Annotated in this window: 14 protein-coding genes and 1 tRNA gene; 13 read left to right on the forward strand and 2 right to left on the reverse strand. The window is 67.0% G+C overall.

Features of this window, described 5'->3' with window-relative positions; genetic code table 11:
* Nucleotide 1: 1 nt before the first annotated feature.
* From E4J89_RS14530 to E4J89_RS14570, 9 genes are all read left to right on the forward strand, one after another.
* Nucleotides 2–775, forward strand: a complete 774-nt coding sequence (locus tag E4J89_RS14530) for an NlpC/P60 family protein (protein WP_240691906.1) — start codon at nucleotides 2–4, stop codon at nucleotides 773–775.
* Between the two features lie 291 nt (nucleotides 776–1,066).
* Nucleotides 1,067–1,567, forward strand: coding sequence for an HNH endonuclease (locus E4J89_RS14535; protein ID WP_136786871.1), 501 nt, complete (start codon nucleotides 1,067–1,069; stop codon nucleotides 1,565–1,567).
* Entirely contained in the window at nucleotides 1,564–2,229 is a 666-nt protein-coding gene (locus E4J89_RS14540; protein ID WP_136786872.1) for a nucleotidyltransferase family protein, read from the forward strand. Before E4J89_RS14535 ends, E4J89_RS14540 begins: the two co-directional genes overlap by 4 nt.
* Nucleotides 2,230–2,279: 50 nt before the next feature.
* Nucleotides 2,280–2,558 (forward strand): DUF6457 domain-containing protein, encoded by a 279-nt coding sequence (locus E4J89_RS14545; protein ID WP_136786873.1) that lies wholly within the window; start codon nucleotides 2,280–2,282, stop codon nucleotides 2,556–2,558.
* On the forward strand, nucleotides 2,555–3,721 hold the full coding sequence (locus E4J89_RS14550) for a molybdopterin molybdotransferase MoeA (protein ID WP_136786874.1): 1,167 nt from the start codon (nucleotides 2,555–2,557) through the stop codon (nucleotides 3,719–3,721). The genes E4J89_RS14545 and E4J89_RS14550 overlap by 4 nt, the downstream gene beginning before the upstream one ends.
* Nucleotides 3,722–3,924: 203 nt before the next feature.
* Nucleotides 3,925–4,809, forward strand: a complete 885-nt coding sequence (gene fdhD, locus E4J89_RS14555) for a formate dehydrogenase accessory sulfurtransferase FdhD (protein ID WP_136786875.1) — start codon at nucleotides 3,925–3,927, stop codon at nucleotides 4,807–4,809.
* Nucleotides 4,810–4,860: 51 nt separating this feature from the next.
* A complete protein-coding gene (locus E4J89_RS14560) occupies nucleotides 4,861–7,170 on the forward strand; it encodes an FdhF/YdeP family oxidoreductase (protein ID WP_136786876.1) in 2,310 nt (769 codons plus the stop codon).
* Between the two features lie 594 nt (nucleotides 7,171–7,764).
* Complete coding sequence (locus E4J89_RS14565) at nucleotides 7,765–9,639, forward strand: ABC transporter ATP-binding protein (protein WP_136786877.1); 1,875 nt, start codon at nucleotides 7,765–7,767, stop codon at nucleotides 9,637–9,639.
* A gap of 376 nt (nucleotides 9,640–10,015) precedes the next feature.
* Nucleotides 10,016–11,245 (forward strand): ROK family transcriptional regulator, encoded by a 1,230-nt coding sequence (locus E4J89_RS14570; RefSeq protein ID WP_136786878.1) that lies wholly within the window; start codon nucleotides 10,016–10,018, stop codon nucleotides 11,243–11,245.
* Nucleotides 11,246–11,755: 510 nt separating this feature from the next.
* Here E4J89_RS14570 and E4J89_RS14575 read toward each other — a convergent pair.
* Nucleotides 11,756–11,828 (reverse strand) — tRNA-Arg (locus E4J89_RS14575).
* Nucleotides 11,829–12,005: 177 nt separating this feature from the next.
* Nucleotides 12,006–12,644, reverse strand: coding sequence for a hypothetical protein (locus E4J89_RS14580; protein ID WP_136786879.1), 639 nt, complete (start codon nucleotides 12,642–12,644; stop codon nucleotides 12,006–12,008).
* 96 nt (nucleotides 12,645–12,740) lie between these two features.
* On the opposite strand from E4J89_RS14580, the gene pcrA reads away from it, so the two are divergent.
* The 4 genes from pcrA to sucD all read left to right on the forward strand — a co-directional run bounded on the left by pcrA (nucleotide 12,741) and on the right by sucD (nucleotide 18,586).
* Nucleotides 12,741–15,137 carry a DNA helicase PcrA gene (gene pcrA / locus E4J89_RS14585; protein WP_136786880.1) on the forward strand — a complete coding sequence of 799 codons (2,397 nt, stop codon included), beginning with the start codon at nucleotides 12,741–12,743 and terminating at the stop codon, nucleotides 15,135–15,137.
* Between the two features lie 96 nt (nucleotides 15,138–15,233).
* Nucleotides 15,234–16,262 (forward strand): mechanosensitive ion channel family protein, encoded by a 1,029-nt coding sequence (locus tag E4J89_RS14590; protein ID WP_240691907.1) that lies wholly within the window; start codon nucleotides 15,234–15,236, stop codon nucleotides 16,260–16,262.
* A 220-nt stretch (nucleotides 16,263–16,482) separates the two neighbouring features.
* Nucleotides 16,483–17,646, forward strand: a complete 1,164-nt coding sequence (gene sucC / locus E4J89_RS14595; protein ID WP_136786882.1) for an ADP-forming succinate--CoA ligase subunit beta — start codon at nucleotides 16,483–16,485, stop codon at nucleotides 17,644–17,646.
* A gap of 19 nt (nucleotides 17,647–17,665) precedes the next feature.
* The gene (sucD, locus tag E4J89_RS14600) at nucleotides 17,666–18,586 is read left to right on the forward strand and encodes a succinate--CoA ligase subunit alpha (RefSeq protein ID WP_136786883.1); all 921 of its coding nucleotides are present in this window, start codon (nucleotides 17,666–17,668) and stop codon (nucleotides 18,584–18,586) included.
* Nucleotide 18,587 lies beyond the last annotated feature (1 nt).

Below are 18,587 nucleotides of genomic sequence, written 5' to 3' on the forward strand. Positions count from 1 at the left end.
CGTGTTCAATAACACCGCTACGGGGCGCCACCGCGCCGTTTCCGTCCGCACTAACCCGCTGGAGACGATTTCCAAAGCCGTCTCATCCAATGCCGGATCCATGGGTCGTTCTGCAGCAGTCATTGCTGCCGCCTCCGGATTGGCCCTGACCGCCGGACTGCCCGCACAGTCGGCCACTATCGAACGCACCGCATCCACCGTGTCTGTCCCCAGCCGCGTGCAGGTGGACACGGTCCAGGCGTCGAGCGCCGTCGAGCTGACCTTCTCGCGTCCCGACATCAAGTCGACTCCGGCCCCTGAGCCCGAGCCCGTGGTCGAAACCGTGGCCCAGGAAGTGGCCCCGGTTGTCGAAGAAGCCGCCGACACAGCACAGGACACCGTCCAGAAGGCCGCCCCGGCAGCCGCAGCCAAGCCCGCAGCCGCCCCGGCGAAGACCACTGCCTCCGCCAGCGGCGTGGCCTCCACCCTGGTCTCTTCCGCCTACGGCCAGATCGGCATTTCGCAGGACTGCACCGCCATGGTGGAGAAGGCCCTGCGCGCCGCCGGCAAGTCGGTGGGCGACCTCGCCCCGGCACAGTTCCTCAGCTACGGCACCCAGGTCTCCACCCCGCAGCCGGGCGACCTGCTGTACTACTCCGACGGCGGCGCCGGCGTTGCGCACATCGCCATCTACGTGGGTAACGGCCAGGCCATCCACGGCGGCTGGACCGGTTACACCACCGCACTGGCCAGTGCCGACGTCGGATCCGGCTACGTAGCCATCCGCGTCAACTAGGCTTCAGCCTTCCCGGTCTATTAGACCGTCCGCCGGCCCCGGTGCACGCCCCGCGTGCACCGGGGCCGGCGGCGTTATGGCCGAAGGGCAGCAGTGCCCGCCAGATCCGCTGACCGGCCGGCGAACAGCCGGTGAACATCGTGCTGCCCGGGCCAAAACGGCCCAGCGGCAGCGAAAAAAGTTAGCGCAGAACCTATCTGCCGTCATACTCTTTGACTGTTAGTGCAGAAAATCCAGTCCCTGACCGGAAGCGAAGCGCCGGTCGGGGTGGCCACTCCTAGAGGAATGTGCATGCGCACACTCGTTCTGAATGCTGGATACGAACCCTTGGCGGTCGTTACCTTCCGCCGGGCGCTGCTGCTTGTCCTCACGGGGAAGGCCAGCGTGATCGCCGAGGACGGCGATCCCGTCGTCGGGCCGAACGATATCCTGGGCCGTCCCTCGGTGATCCTGCTCAACCGGTACATTAAGATTCCCCATAATCAGGACACCGCCGTGACCCGCCGCGGCGTGCTGCGCCGCGACAACCACCTGTGCGCATATTGCGGCAAGACGGCCACCACGGTGGACCACGTCAGGCCGCGCTCGCGTGGAGGCGAAGACAGTTGGGAGAATCTGGTGGCCTGCTGCCTGCGCTGCAACAACGCCAAGGGCGACCGCACCCTGGCGCACATGGGTTGGAGCCTGCGGTTCACGCCCCGTCCGCCCAGCGGTGCGCGCTGGCGCATCCGTGACCTGGACCGGCCGGCACCCGCCTGGAGCCAGTTCCTCGACACACATACCGCAGCGTGACTGCTTCTGATTTCGACGCCGTCGTACTGGCCGGCGGCCGCTCATCACGGTTGGGTGGAAGCCCCAAGGCCCTGCTGCAACTCGACGGGGCCACGCTGTTGCGCCACACGCTGGAGGCTGTCCGCGGCGCCCGGCGGATCGCCGTCGTCGGTCCGGATGACCTGGTGGAGGAAATGGACGCCTTCCGCCGGTCGGTGGCACCGGGACCACCAAGGCTCCTGCTGACCCGGGAAGACCCGCCGTTCTCCGGTCCGGCAGCGGGCATCGCGGCCGGGATGACCGCGCTGGCCGCCCATGACGACGGCGCAGCATCGGGCTCCGCGCCGATCACCATGCTCTTTGCCTGCGATATGCCGCTGCTCGCCGGGCTGCCGGAACTGTTGCTGGAGAGTGCCGCCCGTGCGCCGGAGGCGCAGCTCTGGATCCCGGTGGACGCCGACGGCAGGCGGCAGCAGTTGGCTTGCTGTGCGGGCAGTGCGGCCTTGGCTGCAGCGGTGCAACAGTCCGGGGGAGCAGCAGGATTGGCCGGCCAGCCGGTCCGGAAGCTGCTCGCCGCGCTGCCGGCAGTCGAGCTCCGGTTGGAGCGCACCGGGAGCCACACCTCGGACGTGGACACCTGGCAGGATGCGGGCCGCTTTGGCATTGCCCGGCCCGCGCCGTAGCCTGAAACAAACGTTGTACTAGCCCGCGCACGGGCGGATCGGAGGCCATTGTGTCCGGAGCGGCCGAACAGCTCTCCCCGTTTGTCAGCGAACTGCTCCAGGCGCTGGAGATCGAGGACCTGCCGGTGGACATCGAGGCCGTGCTGGGGCTGGCCGGCGTGGCCGCACACAGCGTGGTCCGTCCCGCGGCGCCGCTGACCACGTTCGTGGTGGGCTACGCCGCCGGCTACGCGGCCGCCACCGGGCAGGCCACGCCGGAAGTGGCCATCCGCGCGGCTTCCCGGGTGGCCGACGAAGTTGCGCGCCGCCACGGCGCAGTGCAGGAGTGAGCGCCGGCCTCCGCTGGGAAGACGCCCGGGCCACCGCGTACGCGGCCGGCCAGGCGGCTTCGCTCCGGCCGGCCGCCGACGTTGAGCTGGCAGCCTGCGCCGGCCGCACGCTGGCCGCCGACCTTCCGGCGCTGCTGCCGGTTCCGCACTATGCCTCCTCCGCGATGGACGGCTGGGCCATTGCCGGCGCCGGGCCGTGGCAGCTGGTGCCGGCCGGCAGCCCGCTGCAACCCGGGCAGGCCGCCCCGGTGGTCACCGGGGGCCTGATCCCCGACGGCACGGACAGCGTGCTGCGCAGCGAATGCGGAACCGCGGGGACCCAGCGGCTGGACCTGTGCCCGGGAACGGCGGAGCGGGAATTCGCCGTCGGGCGGCACATCCGTCCGGCCGGCGAAGAGACCGCCGCCGGCGCCGTAGTGGTGGCCGCCGGCACCGTGCTGACCCCCGCGCATCTGGCCGTCGCCGCGGTCTGCGGCCACGATGCGCTTCCGGTGGCCGCGGTGCCGCGGGTGGCGCTGCTGCTCACCGGGGACGAAGTCGTCATCTCCGGGATCCCCGCGCCGGGCCGGGTGCGCGATACGTTCGGCCCCACCCTGCCGGCCATCATCGGCCGGTTCGGAGGCCAGATCGACGACAGCCGGCGGCTGCCCGACGACTTCGATGCCACCGCGGAGGCCATCGCCGGCTGCGGCGGCGACCTGGTCATCACCACCGGCGGGACCGGCACGTCTGCCGCCGACCATCTGCGCCGGGTGCTGGATGCCGCCGGCGCCACAATCCTGGTCCCTTCCATCCGGATGCGCCCGGGGCACCCGGCGTTGTTGGCCCGGCTGTCCGATGGGCGCCCGCTGGTTGGCCTGCCCGGGAACCCGCTGGCGGCCATGATGGCGCTGCTGACCCTGGCCGACCCGCTGCTGGCGGGCATGACGGGCCGCCGGCTGACAGCCCTGCGCACCGTGCGCGCCGGAACTGCCCTGCCGCCGCTGCATCACCAGGACCGGTTGGTGCCCTACGGGACGGCTCCCGACGGCGGCGCCGTCCCCGCAGACCACATCGGCTCGGCCATGATGCGCGGACTGGCCGCTGCCGACGGCGTGATGGTGGTTCCGGCCGCCGGCGCCGACCCCGGCCAGCAATTGCCGGCCCTTGACCTGCCCTGGTGATCCGGTGTGGCCGCAGCGTGATCCGGTATGGCCGGCAGCCTTGGTGGGCCCGGTCCGCCGCCGTGGTTGTCCAATCCGAGTCCCGTCTCGGGCGAACCGGGTCCTGATCCGGCGCCGGTGATCCATTCCGACGTCTCCCGACTCCGGGCGGCCCCGGCGCATGGCGTGGATTACGCTTGTAACAGGCAGTAGAGGAGAAGTACATGGGCCGCTTGACGCAGCGCCGGAAGGTGCTCAAACTCAGTCTGGACGCGCCGCCGCGCCGCCGCGAGGACGTGCTGGCGGTGGAAGAGCCGCTGGAAATCCGGCTGGCCGGGCGCGCGTTCTCCATCACCATGCGCACCCCGGGCGACGATTTCGACCTGGTGGCCGGATTCCTGGTCTCCGAGGGCATCATCTGGTCGCCCGAACAGCTGCTCTCCATGCGCTTCTGCGCCGGCGAGGACGAGGACGGCCGGCAGACCTTCAACGTGGTGGAGGCACAGCTGGCGCCCGGCGTGGCGCTGCCGGATCCCCGGCTGGACCGGCAAGTGGTCACCAGCAGTGCGTGCGGCATCTGCGGCACCGCCTCGATTGACGCGGTGACCAAGCGCTCCCGCTTCGGGCTGCATCACCACGACGGCGGCGCAGCCGCGGGCACGGACGTCACCGACGGTGGCGGCGAAGTGGCGCTGGACCTGCTGCTGCAGTTGCCGGACCGGCTGCGCGAGCAGCAGCAGGTCTTCGAACGCACCGGCGGCGTCCACGCGGCCGGACTGTTCAGCTTCGAGGGCGAACTGCTCTGCCTGCGCGAAGACGTGGGGCGCCACAACGCGGTGGACAAGGTGGTGGGCTGGGCCCTGCGCGAGGGGCGGCTGCCGCTGCGGAACACGGTGCTGCAGGTCTCCGGGAGGGCCTCCTTCGAGCTGGTCCAGAAGGCCTACCTGGCGGGAATCCCCGCCCTGTCGGCTGTCAGCGCGCCGTCCTCGCTCGCCGTCGAACTGGCGGAGAAAGTTGGACTGACGCTGGCCGGTTTCAGCCGCGGCCGCAGCGTCAACGTGTACGCCCACCCCGCACGGATTGGCACCGCCGTCGGCCATTTGGTGTGAGACCGGCTACGGCTGTCGAGAATTCCCTGTGAGCCGGGATACATTAGGGGCATGACTCGCCCGGCACCTGTGAATGACATTGACGAAAGCACCCTGAAGGTCAAGGAACCGAAGAAGGCTGCCGCCGGTATTCCGGCAGTAAAGATTGCGCTGGAGCGCGGCATCGAGCAGGCCGGCGTCGCGCGCACCGCCCGCTCACTGCTGCGGATCAACCAGCGCGGCGGCTTCGACTGCCCGGGCTGTGCCTGGCCGGAATCCATCACCGGACCGCGCAAACCGGCCGAGTTCTGCGAAAACGGTGCCAAGGCCGTGGCCGAGGAAAACACCAAGCGCACCGTGACCCCGGAGTTCTGGGCACGGCATTCCATTGCAGAGCTGGCCACCAAAACCGAGTACTGGCTGGGCCAGCAGGGCCGGATCACCGAGCCGGTGATCATCCGCGAGGGCGAGACGCACTATTCGCCGATCTCCTGGTCGGACGCGTTCAACCTCATCGGGGAACGGTTCCGTGCCACCACACCGGACCGTTGCGTCTTCTACACCTCGGGCCGCACCGCGAACGAAACCGCGTTCATGTACCAACTGTTCGCACGTTCGTTGGGCACCAACAACCTGCCGGACTGCTCCAACATGTGCCACGAATCCTCCGGCAGCGCGCTGAACCCCACGATCGGCATCGGCAAGGGCACCGTGTCGCTGGAGGACATCCACCACTCAGAACTGATCTTCGTGGTGGGCCAGAACCCGGGCACGAACCACCCGCGCATGCTCTCAGCGCTCAAGGAATGCAAGGACAACGGCGGCACCATTGTGGCCGTCAATCCGCTGCCGGAAACCGGACTGATGGCGTTCAAGGACCCGCAGTCCGTGGACGGGCTGGTCCGCGGCGGCACCAAGCTCGCCGACGAGTTCCTGCAGATCAAGGTAGGCGGAGACCTGGCCCTGTTCCAGGCCCTCGGACACCTGCTGCTGGAAGAGGAAGACCGTGCTCCCGGCACCGTGGTGGACAAGGCCTTCATCGAGGCAAACACCGACGGGTTCGAGGACTACGTCGCGGCCCGACGCCACATTGACTGGATCGAGACCGAGAAGGCCACCGGGCTTTCCCGGCTGGACATCGCGAAGGTGGCCGGACTGCTGGCCAAGTCCAAGGCCACCATCATCTGCTGGGCGCTGGGCCTGACCCAGCAGCCGCATTCGGTGGATACCCTGCGCGAAATCGTGAACCTGCTGCTGCTGCAGGGCAACTTCGGCAAGCCCGGCGCCGGTGCCTGCCCGGTCCGCGGCCACTCCAACGTGCAGGGCGACCGCACCATGGGCATCTGGGAAAAGCCCAAGGAATGGCTGCTGGCCGCGCTGGACAAGGAATTCGGCATCACGTCCCCGCGCGAGCACGGCGTGGATTCCACCGAGGCGATCGACGCCTTCGCCGAGGGCAAGGTTGACGTCTTCGTGTCGATGGGCGGCAACTTCGCATTGGCGAACTCGGAGACCGAGGCGCTGGAAGCCGGGATGCAGAAGGCCGGGCTGACCGTGCATGTATCCACCAAGCCCAACCGGTCCCATGTGGTGCACGGCAAGACCTCGCTGATCCTGCCCACGCTGGGCCGCACGGACCGGGACGACAAGCACCCCAACGGCGCGCAGTTCCTCTCGGTGGAAGACTCCATGTCCGTCATCCGCTCCACCCAGGGCCGGCTGGAACCGGTCAGCGAGCACCTGCTGGCCGAGCCGGTGATCATTGCCCGGATGGCCCAGGCCACCTTCGGCGACGACCATCCGGTGAACTGGCGGGCAATGGCCGAGGACTACGACGTTGTCCGCGACCACATCTCCCGCGTGCTGCCCGGCTTCGAGGACTTCAACACCCGGATCCGGAACAAGAGCGGCTTCGTGCTGCCGAACCCGCCGCGCGATACTCGGTCCTTCGCCACGGACATCGGCAAGGGCCGGTTCACGGTCAGCCCGCTGGAGTATCTGGAGGCGCCTGAGGGCCATCTGATCCTGCAGACCTTGCGCAGCCACGACCAGTACAACACCACGTTCTACGGGCTGGACGACCGCTACCGGGGCATCTCCAACGGCCGCCGGGTGGTCCTGGTAAATCCGGACGACCTGGCTGAACTGGGCTTCGCCGACCGTGACCTGGTGGACGTGATCAGCACGTTCAAGGGGACCGAGCGCCGCGCGGACGAGTTCCGGCTGGTGGCCTACCCGACGGCGCGGGGCTGTGCCGCCGCCTACTTCCCGGAAGCCAACGCGCTGGTCCACCGGGACCTGGTGGCCCGCGAGTCCAACACCCCCGGCTTCAAGGCGATGACGGTGCGCTTCATCCCGCACGAGGAGAAGCAGCTCAGCTGACCTGCGTGGCCGGTGGTGGTCCGGTCGCTGGTGGCCTCCTCGCCGAGGTGTGGCCGTTGAGTGGTGGCGTGGCTGTTGAGTGGTTCCGCCGCTGGTGGCGTGGCTGCATAGTGGTTCCGCCGAGGTGGCCATTGTGGACCGGACCGCTGTGGCCGCCTGGCGGCCACAGCGGTCCCAGGTCAGGGGTTGGCGTCCAACTCCTCGGATACTGCCCCTGACCTCACGGCGAGGTCACCCTTTGGCGTCCAGATCACCGGTTATAGCAGGTGATCTGGACGCTAATCCCTGAGCTCGACCAAGTCGGACTGCGGGCGCGGGTTCCAGGACCCGTGCGGCCAGGGAGCGTCTGGCAGCGAGTACGCAGCGGGCTGCCAGCGTCCGGCACGATCACACAGGCTGCCGGCGTCCGGCACGATCACACAGGCTGCCGGCAGCCAGGGCCGCAGCGGGCGACTGGCTGCCGGCAGCCAGAACAGCCCCGGCTCAAGCGCGCCGTCAAGGACAGATTCTGGCCGGGGAGCCACCGGCGGGAACAGTATGGTGCTCCGGAAGGTTCTAGGGTTGCAGTAGGACCATCAGCGTTAAGGAGCCATCATGTCCATGGAAGGTGCAGCCTGGAGTTCGCTCTACCGGCTTTCGCATTCGAAGGACCAGAAGTCGTTCTCCCGCGAAACCGTTCGCCGCACCTTTGCGTTTGCCGCGCCGTACAAGGCCAAGATCACCATCTTCGTGCTGCTCTCCGTGGTGACCGCCGCGCTGGCCGTTGCCACTCCAGTCCTCGCCGGCCGGGTAGTAGACGCGATCGTCGCCAAGTCCGACGTCGAGCTGGTGGTCTGGCTGGCCGTGGTGATCGCACTGGTGGCCATCGCCGACGCCGGCCTCAGCATGGTGACCCGGTGGATCTCCTCCGGTCTGGGCGAGGACATCATCCTGGATCTGCGCACCGCAGTGTTTGACCATGTGCAGAAGATGCCAATCGCCTTCTTCATGCGGACCCGCACCGGCGCGCTGGTTAGTCGGTTGAACAACGATGTGATCGGTGCCCAGCGGGCCTTTGCCGGCACGCTTTCCGGCGTGGTCAGCAACGTGGTGGCACTGATCCTGACACTGATCGTCATGCTGAACACATCGTGGCAGGTCACGCTGCTGGCCGTGCTGATGCTGCCGGTGTTCCTGCTGCCGGCTCGCCGGATGGGCAGCCGCCTGGCGGACCTCCGGCGCGAGACCGCAAACCACAATTCCGCCATGAGCACGCAGATGACCGAACGGTTCTCCGCGCCCGGTGCCACGCTGGTCAAACTCTTCGGCCGCCCCGCCGATGAATCCCGGGAGTTCAAGGTGCGGGCGCAGCGCGTGCGCGACATCGGCATCAAGACGGCGGTAATGCAGTGGGTGTTCGTCACCGCGCTGACCCTGGTGTCGGCGCTGGCGCTGGCCTTGGTCTATGGACTGGGCGGTTTCTACGCGATCATCGGCCAGCTGGATCCGGGCGATGTGGTGACGCTGGCACTGCTGCTCACCCGCCTGTACGCGCCGCTGACCGCGCTGGCGAACGCCCGGGTGGAGATTTCCAGCGCGCTGGTCAGCTTTGAGCGGGTCTTCGAAGTCCTGGACCTCAAGCCGCTGATCACTGAGAAGGACGACGCCGGCACCGTCCCGCCGGGTCCTGTCTCCGTTGAATTCAAGGACGTGCGGTTCGCCTATCCGTCGGCCGACAAGGTGTCGCTGGCATCGCTGGAAGAGGTAGCGACGCTGGACGCCCGCGGCGGCGAGGAAGTGCTGCATGGCATCAGCTTCCGGGTGGAACCAGGCCAAACGTTGGCGCTGGTGGGTTCCTCGGGCGCCGGAAAGTCGACCATGGCCCAGCTCCTGGCCCGGCTGTACGACGTCGACTCCGGTGCCGTTGAGCTCTCCGGCACCGATGTCCGGGACCTGAGCTTCGAGGCCCTGCGCGGAACGATCGGGATGGTGACCCAGGACGGGCACCTGTTCCACGAGACCATCCGCTCCAACCTGCTGTTGGCCCGGCCGGAAGCCAGCGATGCCGAGATCTGGGACGTGCTGCGCCGCGCCCGGCTGGAAGGACTGATCCAGTCACTGCCGGACGGCCTGGACACCATGGTGGGGGAGCGCGGCTATCGGCTCTCCGGCGGTGAGCGCCAGCGAATGACCATTGCACGGTTGCTGCTGGGCCATCCCCGCGTGGTCATCCTGGATGAGGCAACCGCAGCGCTGGACTCGACCAACGAAGCCGCGGTGCAGGCGGCGCTCACCGAGGCACTCGAGGGGCGCACCGCCGTCGTTATTGCCCACCGGCTCTCCACCGTGCGCTCCGCAGACCGCATCCTGGTGGTGGAAGGCGGCAACATCGTGGAGCAAGGCACGCACGCCCAACTGCTGGCGCTGGAAGGACGCTACGCTGAGCTCTATCGGACTCAGTTCCTCAGCGACGCCGCGGTGGCCAGCTGACCCAAGTGGACTGAAGCGGTCCGCGCCGGCACAACCGGCCGCTCCGCGATACCCGAGCGCTCCGCGTAACCCGCAGGGCCGACGGGAACACGGCACAACCGGCAGATCCGCGATACCCGAGCGCTCCGCGTAACCCGCAGCGCCGCCAAAAAGCACACGGCACAACCGACCGCACCGCGTAACCCGCAGCGCCGCCAAAAAGCACACGGAGATTCCCGCAGCACCGGCATAACCGGCGCTCCCACAGCCCCGCGAAACCCACCGCGCCGCCGAACTGGAACGCTGGCAACCCTTCCGTGGCAAGCGTGTGCTCCGGCCGGTCAATGACTAGAGTTGCTGTGGGGTCCCCGGCGACAGATGAGCAGAAAGCGGTGCTATGCAGCGAGGAACCAACCTGGGCCGCTTGGGCGGCTACAACCAGGCTGTGATCCTGGATGCCATCCGCCGCGCCCATGAGGGCATCGCCCGGGTCGAGTTGGTAGAGCGCACCGGACTGTCCCCGCAAACAATCTCCAACGTGGTGCGCCGGCTGGTGGACGAAGGCCTGGTGCGGGAAGACCGGAAAACGGTCAGCGGTCCAGGCAAACCGCGCACCGTGCTGCAGTTGGAAGTGTCCAGCCGGTTGGCCATCGGCATCCACCTTGACCCGGTGGTCATGACCCTGGTCATGCTCAATCTCGACGGCGAGGTGGTGGCCCGTGCCCGGCACGACAATCCCCGCGCCGGCCAGCCCGATGGCATGACGGCGGCGATGGCCGCCGCGGTCGAAGAGTTGATTGCAGCCTCGGGCATCGAGCGCCAGCGGATCCTCGGTATCGGGCTGGCTGCGCCGGGGCCGATCGATGCGGCGGAGGGCACGGTGGTGGACCCGCCGATGATGCGCGAGTGGACCTCGGTGCCGCTGCGCGAGCCGCTCAGCCGGCTGACGGGGCTGCCGGTGCTGATGGACAAGGACACGACGGCCGCGGCGGTAGCGGAGCTGTGGGCCAGCGGACGGCAGGAACCCGAGAACTTCGTCTTCGTGTATCTGGGCACCGGCTTGGGGGCCGGCGTGGTGCTGGACAGCGTGGTGCTGCGCGGTGCTTCCAGTAACATCGGCGAGATCGGCCATTTCCCGGTGGACGCGGAAGTGCCGCAGTGCGACTGCGGGAAACGCAACTGTGTGGGCATGGCGCTGAACTTCGACACCTTATTCCAGCAGGCCGTGGAGTCCGGTGTGTTTCCGCCCGACGCCGAACTGGGGGACCGGCACCAGGCCACCGAAAGGATCATCACGCTGTGCCGGATGGCCGTCGAAGGAGATTCGGCCGCCGCCGCCATCATCAACCGCGCTGCCCGATTGGTGGGCGGCACCGTGGCACAGCTGGTGAATGTCCTGGATGTAGACCGGGTGATCTTCGGCGGACCGTTGTGGATCGGGCTGGAGGACCTGGTGCTGCCAACGCTGCGCGAGGAGATTAATAGCCGCTTCGTCTCCCGGGCCATCCACGGAGTCGAGGTGGACTCTTCGTCGCTGGGATTCGAAGTGGGCGCCATCGGCGGCGCTTGTCTTGTCTTGGACGACGCGTTGTCGCCGAAGGCCAGCGGACTCCTGCTGGGCAGCTGAACCGCAGGGCACTACCACGCTCCGCTGCACTTACTGTATTTTTCGTCATATTCCTTGACTTTGGGTCCTGCCCTGCCGTTCAGCTTGCTTTATTAAATCCAATCGATTTAGATATGTAGTGACGGCAGTGCCTGGAGTACTCACACTCTGGGATATGAACGGTCCCGGAGCGACTTAGGTGCTTCAGGGGAACGGCGCGGCCGTCAGCCAATGAGTGGCAGGAAGATGCCGCTGGCTCCGGCGAACGGGAAGATGCCGGAACCGGCGGTCCCTAGCTGACAGGGGGACTCCTGCCCACTCCGGTGGAAATGCACTACCTCAGGCCACCGTCTGTGCATCCGTGGGGGGTTGCACAGGCGGGGGCCTGTTTCCGTTTAATCAGCCTGGTTTATTACCCGGGCTGGCCAGACACGCCGGCGCGGTACACATTGGGGCGAGGTGGCAGTAGCGTGCGCAGGGCCGTTCGGAGGCGTGGCTCGCACACTCGCAGTACATGCGGATCATATTCAGTGCCCCCGGGCAGATTCGAACTGCCGACACCCGCTTTAGGAGAGCGGTGCTCTATCCCCTGAGCTACGGGGGCAACGCCAAAAGCTTAGCTTAATTGCCGTGCCGGACCGGTGCGCCGGTTGGACGGCGCCGGCAGTGGCTCACACACCGTTCGGGACGCACACGGTTCGCGGGCCGGGCTGCTCGCGGTCAGCCCGGGGCAGGTGCGCCTGCGATCCGCCCGGGCAGGCTCGCCGATGCTCCGGCCCACTCAGCTTCCGGCCGGAGCGGCACCTTCGGCCGGTTTGGGCTTGCGGGTGAAGACGGCGACGGCAGCCACCACCAGGCTCAAGCCGAACAGGATTGACTTGGCAACCGTGAGGAAACTCGCCAGCGAGGCGTCGCCCACCGGGTCCGTGGCCAGCATGGCATCGACCGCCAGGTTTTCGCCCAAGTCGGCGACCACATAAAGTACGACGACGGCCCAGGCCAGCCATCGCCAGAGTCCCCGGCGGATTTGCTGGCCCAGCAGGATCAGCCAGGTAAAGCCGAAGAGCAGCGGGAAGATGGTGTCCGCGGTCTTGTGCCAGTAGTTGTACTGTCCGGCACCGTCTTCGCCGAACGCCGTCCGGAGTTGCTGCGCGTACTCGGTGGAATATCCGCCGATCAGGGTGTCCGGCATGCCCAGTCCGCCGGTCAGTTGGGCGAACTGCGGCATCACCAGCAGGAAGGAATAGCCGAACAGGAATGCCGAGGCCACTGCTCCGGCGATGACAATCAGGTTCGCATTGCCAGCCGCGCGCTGAGGAGACCGGGTGCTGCCGGGAATGGCAGGTTTTGCTGCGCTGCCCGTGGCCGGGGCTGCCGCGGCACCGTGTTTTTTCGCGCGCTGTGCTGGGGTTTTGGACATGCCTCCATTATGCCGGTGGAGCCATCCGCCGCGTGCTGGCGCAGGATTTGGCGGCCGTCCCCGAGTGTCGGTGCCGGCTAATAGACTTAAGGGACCATGGATTTCCTCACCGACCCGGCGTTTGACCCGCATGTTGCCTCTCCGCCCGCCCCGCACCTGCCCGGGGCGGAAGAGTTGCTCTCCGGGCTGAACCCGCAGCAGGAGGAGGCGGTCAAGCATGCCGGTTCCCCGCTGCTGATCGTCGCCGGTGCCGGATCGGGCAAGACCCGGGTGCTCAGCCACCGCATCGCCTACCTGCTGGCCACCCGGCGTGCACGCCCGGGGGAGATTTTGGCCATCACCTTCACCAACAAGGCCGCCGCGGAGATGCGGGAACGGATCGAGTCGCTGGTGGGGGATCCGGCCAAGCGGATGTGGATCTCCACCTTCCACTCCTCGTGCGTCAAAATCCTGCGCCGCGAAGCCAAGCACGTCGGGCTTAACTCGAATTTCTCCATCTACGATTCGGCCGACACCCTGCGGATGGTCAGCCAGGTGGCCAAGGGACTGGACCTGGACCCGAAGCGGTTCCCGCCCAAATCCATCCAGCACAAGATTTCGGCGCTCAAGAATGAACTGATCGACGACGAGTCCTTCGCCTCCAGCGCCAATTACTCGGATCCGTTCGAGCAGGCGGTCGCCTCCGTCTACACCGGGTACACGCAGCGGATGCGCCAGGCCAACGCCATGGACTTCGACGACCTGATTGCCCAGGTGGTCTTCATCTTCCAGGCCTTCCCGGCGATTGCCGACTCGTACCGCCGCCGCTTCCGCCACGTGCTGGTGGACGAATACCAGGACACCAACCACGCCCAGTACCGGCTGGTCCGTGAGCTGACACGTGAATCCGAAGACGGCGCGCTTCCCGCCGGCGAGTTGACTGTAGTCGGTGACTCGGACCAGTCGATTTACGCCTTCCGCGGGGCCGACGTGCGCAACATCGTCGACTTCGAAAAGGACTATGCCAACGCGCGCACCATCCTGCTGGAGCAGAACTACCGTTCCACGCAGACTATCCTCAGTGCCGCCAACTCGGTGATTTCGCGGAACCCGAACCGCCCGGCCAAGCGGCTGTGGACGGCCGAGGGCGACGGCGAAAAGATCATCGGCTACGTCGGCGAGAACGAGCATGACGAGGCCCGGTTCATTACCGATGAAATCGACCGGCTGCAGGATTCTGAAGGGGTGCGGCCCGGGGACATTGCCGTGTTCTATCGGACCAATGCCCAGTCCCGCTCGATCGAGGACCTGCTGGTCCGGGTTGGTCTGCCGTACAAGGTAGTCGGCGGCACCCGCTTTTATGAGCGCAAGGAAATCAAGGACGCGCTGGCGTACCTGCGGGTCCTGGTGAACCCGGACGACGTCGTCAACTTGCGCCGGATTCTCAACGAGCCCAAGCGCGGGATCGGCGACCGGGCCGAGTACGCGGTGGCCGCATTGGCGGAGCGGGACCGGATCTCGTTCATGGCGGAACTGCGCCGTGCCGAGGACGCGCCCGGCATGGCCATCCGGTCGGTCAATGCGGTGGCCGGCTTCGTGAAGCTCATCGACGATCTGGCCGAGGTGGCCGCCGGTTCCGGTGCTGCCGCAGCGCTGGAGGCGGTGCTGGAACAGACCGGCTATCTGGCCATGCTGCGCCAAAGCTCGGACCCGCAGGACGAGTCCCGCGTGGAGAACCTCGCGGAGCTGGTGGCAGTCGTGCGCGAATACGAACGCGACAACCCCGAGGGGTCGCTGTCCGAGTTCCTCGAGCAGGTGGCGCTGGTGGCCGACGCCGACCAGATCCCGGACGCCCCGGACGCCGAGGCCGCCCAGCTGGCCCAGGACCAGGGCGTGGTCACGCTGATGACCTTGCACACCGCCAAAGGGCTGGAATTCCCGGTGGTTTTCCTCACCGGCATGGAACACGGGGTCTTCCCGCACCAGCGCTCGATGTCCGACCCGAAGGAATTGGCCGAAGAGCGCCGGCTGGCCTACGTCGGCCTGACCCGGGCCCGGAAGCGGCTGTACCTGACCCGGTCGGAGTCCCGCAGCATGTGGGGCCAGAGCCAGTTCAATCCGGCCAGCCAGTTCATCGAAGAGGTGCCGGCCGAGCTCATCGACTGGAAGCGGGAAGGAACAGTTCGTCCCAAGCTGGGTTCCACCGGAAGCCTGGGGTCCAACCGCTACGGCGGCTCCTACTGGGGCGCCGGCACGGCCAGCAACCAGGACATCAACATGCTGCGCGGATCTGCGCCGTCGATCACCAGTGCCAAGACCCGGGCCGGCCGGGTGCAGCCGCAGAAGGAAGTCATTGCGCTGGCCATCGGGGACAAGGTCAACCACACCAGCTTCGGCAACGGCACCGTACTGGGGCTTGAAGGAGCAGGCGACAAGACGGTGGCCAAGGTGAAGTTCGATGCCGGAGAGAAGCGGTTGCTGCTGCGGTACGCGCCGCTGACCAAGATCGCCTAACCGAGCCTGCAGTTCCGCTGGGAGATTCGCCACGTTTGCGTGGCTGCGTTTGGCAGAGCCCTGACCCGGCGTTTACCGTTCTTATCCATGGATGGCGTGGACATTAATACCCTGGAACGGCTGGCGACCCCCGCTTTTTGGCTGGATACGCCGCTGCGCGTGGCGCTGATCCTGCTGGGCGGTTTCCTAGCGAACATGATCGTGCGGACCGTGATCAAGCGGGTTACCACCAAGATCGCCGACGGCGAGACCGCCAAGCTGGACAAATTTGATCCGGCCGCGCGCAAGAACTCCAAGGATCCGCGCTACTGGCTGATGCAAGATTCGCCCATCGCCGCGGTACGGCGCGCCCAGCGCTCCAAGACCATCGGCTCGGTGCTGCGCTCGATCGCCACCGTGGTGCTGGCCACGCTCACCGTCCTGATGGTGCTCACGGAACTGAACTTCAACCTCGGCCCGCTGCTGGCCAGTGCCGGAATCGCCGGCGTCGCCATCGGTTTCGGTGCCCAGACCCTGGTCAAGGACTACCTGTCTGGCCTTTTCATGGTCGCCGAAGACCAATACGGCATCGGCGACGTGGTGGACCTGGGCGAGGCCTCCGGCACGGTGGAGTCAGTCGGCCTGCGCGTGACCCAGGTGCGCGCCGTGGACGGCACGCTGTGGCACGTGCGCAACGGGGAGATCCTGCGGGTGGGCAACTCCTCGCAGGGCTGGGCCCGGGCGGTACTGGACATCCCGGTTCCCTACGACTCCGATGTGGAGAAGGTTTCCGAGTTGATCCTTAAGACCGCCATGGAACTGCGCATGGACGAGGATAACCGCAGGCTGATCCTGGACGACCCAGAGGTCTGGGGTGTGGAGGCGCTGACCGGCGAGTCCGTGGTGATCCGGTTGGCTATTCGCACCAAACCGTTGGAGCAGTGGGCGATCGCTCGAAAGATGCGGGCCCGCCTGAAGGCCGCCTTGGCCGAAGAAGGCTTGCGGATCCCGCTGCTGAACCAGACCGTGATCAAGGGCAGCGCCCCGTCCGCCGCCGTCGCGCAGGGCGGGGCCACGGGCGAGGACGCCGCCCGCGGCGGGGACACCGCCGTCGTCGATCCGGCCGAAGCGGGCAGCAAGCACTAGCCGCGCGGCGCCGATACCTCAACCCGTGACCGTTCTACAAGTTGTAGAAGTGTGCCCTTGGCCACTAAAGCGGTACTCTGGGACCGGCCCCCGATGCCAAAGGGACTAGAGTTCCCCATGGAGCATTGCAGGCATCCGTCCACCGTCCGTGGCTACCGTCACGACAATCGTGGATGCCGCTCCGAGTCAGAAACGACTTCGACGTAGAAGGACACAACCCGTGGACCTGTTTGAATACCAGGCGCGCGATCTCTTCGAGGCACACGGAGTACCCGTGCTGGCTGGAATCGTTGCGTACACCCCAGAAGAAGCCAAGGCAGCTGCTGAGAAAATTGGCGGCGTAGTTGTCGTCAAGGCTCAGGTGAAGGTCGGAGGCCGCGGTAAGGCCGGCGGCGTCAAGGTCGCCAAGACCCCGGACGAGGCATTCGAACACGCCTCGAACATCCTCGGTATGGACATCAAGGGCCACACCGTCAACAAGGTCATGATCGCCCAGGGCGCCGACATCGCCGAGGAGTTCTACTTCTCCGTGCTGCTGGACCGGGCCAACCGCAACTACCTGGCCATGTGCTCGGTGGAGGGCGGCATGGAGATCGAGCAGCTGGCCGTCGAGCGTCCGGACGCCCTGGCCAAGGTGGCCGTTGACCCGGCCGTCGGCATCGATCAGGCCAAGGCCGACGAGATCGTCGCCCAGGCCGGCTTCGCCGAGGAACTGCGCCCGAAGGTCGCCGAGGTCATCATCAAGCTCTGGGACGTGTTCAAGAAGGAAGACACCACCCTGGTTGAGGTCAACCCGCTGGTCAAGACCGGCGCCGGTGACATCGTGGCACTGGACGGCAAGGTCTCGCTGGACGAGAACGCCGCTTTCCGTCAGCCCGGCCACGAAGAGCTCGAGGACAAGGACGCCGCTGATCCGCTCGAGGCCAAGGCCAAGGAGCTGGACCTGAACTACGTCAAGCTCGACGGCCAGGTTGGCATCATCGGCAACGGCGCTGGCCTGGTCATGTCCACCCTGGACGTCGTCGCCTACGCCGGCGAGAACCACGGCAACGTCAAGCCCGCCAACTTCCTGGACATCGGCGGCGGCGCCTCGGCCGAGGTCATGGCCGCAGGCCTGGACGTCATCCTGAACGACCAGCAGGTTAAGAGCGTGTTCGTGAACGTCTTCGGCGGCATCACCGCCTGTGACGCCGTGGCAAACGGCATCGTGAAGGCGCTGGAAATTCTGGGCGAGAAGGCCACCAAGCCGCTGGTTGTCCGCCTGGACGGCAACAACGTCGACGAAGGCCGGCAGATCCTGCTCAACGCCAACCACCCGCTGGTCACCCTGGCCCTGACCATGGACCAGGGCGCCGACAAGGCCGCCGAACTGGCCAACGCCTAAGGACCGAGGAACTAAGAACATGTCTATCTTCATCAACAAGGACTCGAAGGTCATCGTCCAGGGCATCACCGGCGGCGAAGGCTCCAAGCACACCGCCCGCATGCTCCACGCAGGCACCAACATTGTGGGCGGCGTGAACGCCCGCAAGGCCGGCACCACCGTCACCCATGGTGAGAAGACCCTGCCGGTGTTCGGCACGGTCAAGGAAGCCATGGCCGAGACCGGCGCCGACGTCTCCATCGTCTTCGTGCCGCCGGCTTTCACCAAGGACGCCGTGGTCGAAGCCATCGAGGCCGAGATTGGCCTGGTCGTGGTGATCACCGAGGGTGTGCCGGTGCAGGACTCCGCAGAGTTCTGGGCGCTGGCACAGTCGAAGAAGGATGCCAACGGCAACCAGACCACCCGCATCATCGGGCCGAACTGCCCGGGCATCATCACTCCGGGTGAGTCCCTGGTGGGCATCACCCCGGCGAACATCACCGGCAAGGGCGGCGTGGGCCTGGTCTCCAAGTCCGGCACGCTGACCTACCAGATGATGTACGAACTGCGTGACCTTGGCTTCTCCACCGCCATCGGCATCGGCGGCGACCCGGTCATCGGCACCACCCACATCGACGCCCTGGCTGCGTTCGAGGCCGATCCGGAGACCAAGGCGATCGTGATGATCGGCGAAATCGGTGGCGACGCCGAAGAGCGTGCCGCAGAGTTCATCAAGAACAACGTCACCAAGCCCGTTGTGGGCTACGTGGCTGGCTTCACCGCCCCGGAGGGCAAGACCATGGGCCACGCAGGCGCCATCGTCTCCGGCTCCAGCGGCACCGCGCAGGCCAAGAAGGAGGCACTCGAGGCCGCGGGCGTCAAGGTCGGCAAGACCCCGTCCGAGACCGCGCACCTGCTGCGCGAGGTGTACCCGGAGCACGAGGAAGCCTCGAACCTCTAGG

The sequence above is a fragment of the Arthrobacter sp. CAU 1506 genome, from assembly GCF_005047635.1.
Taxonomy (GTDB): Bacteria; Actinomycetota; Actinomycetes; order Actinomycetales; family Micrococcaceae; genus Crystallibacter.

What these genes read in the sequence shown, in the direction of transcription:
- E4J89_RS14580 (WP_136786879.1), bottom strand. Translation starts at nt 12,644, where the DNA reads ATGTCCAAAACCCCAGCACAGCGCGCGAAAAAACACGGTGCCGCGGCA.
- E4J89_RS14570 (WP_136786878.1), top strand. Translation starts at nt 10,016, where the DNA reads ATGCAGCGAGGAACCAACCTGGGCCGCTTGGGCGGCTACAACCAGGCT.
- E4J89_RS14560 (WP_136786876.1), top strand. Translation starts at nt 4,861, where the DNA reads ATGACTCGCCCGGCACCTGTGAATGACATTGACGAAAGCACCCTGAAG.
- pcrA (WP_136786880.1), top strand. Translation starts at nt 12,741, where the DNA reads ATGGATTTCCTCACCGACCCGGCGTTTGACCCGCATGTTGCCTCTCCG.
- sucD (WP_136786883.1), top strand. Translation starts at nt 17,666, where the DNA reads ATGTCTATCTTCATCAACAAGGACTCGAAGGTCATCGTCCAGGGCATC.
- E4J89_RS14565 (WP_136786877.1), top strand. Translation starts at nt 7,765, where the DNA reads ATGTCCATGGAAGGTGCAGCCTGGAGTTCGCTCTACCGGCTTTCGCAT.
- fdhD (WP_136786875.1), top strand. Translation starts at nt 3,925, where the DNA reads ATGGGCCGCTTGACGCAGCGCCGGAAGGTGCTCAAACTCAGTCTGGAC.
- E4J89_RS14535 (WP_136786871.1), top strand. Translation starts at nt 1,067, where the DNA reads ATGCGCACACTCGTTCTGAATGCTGGATACGAACCCTTGGCGGTCGTT.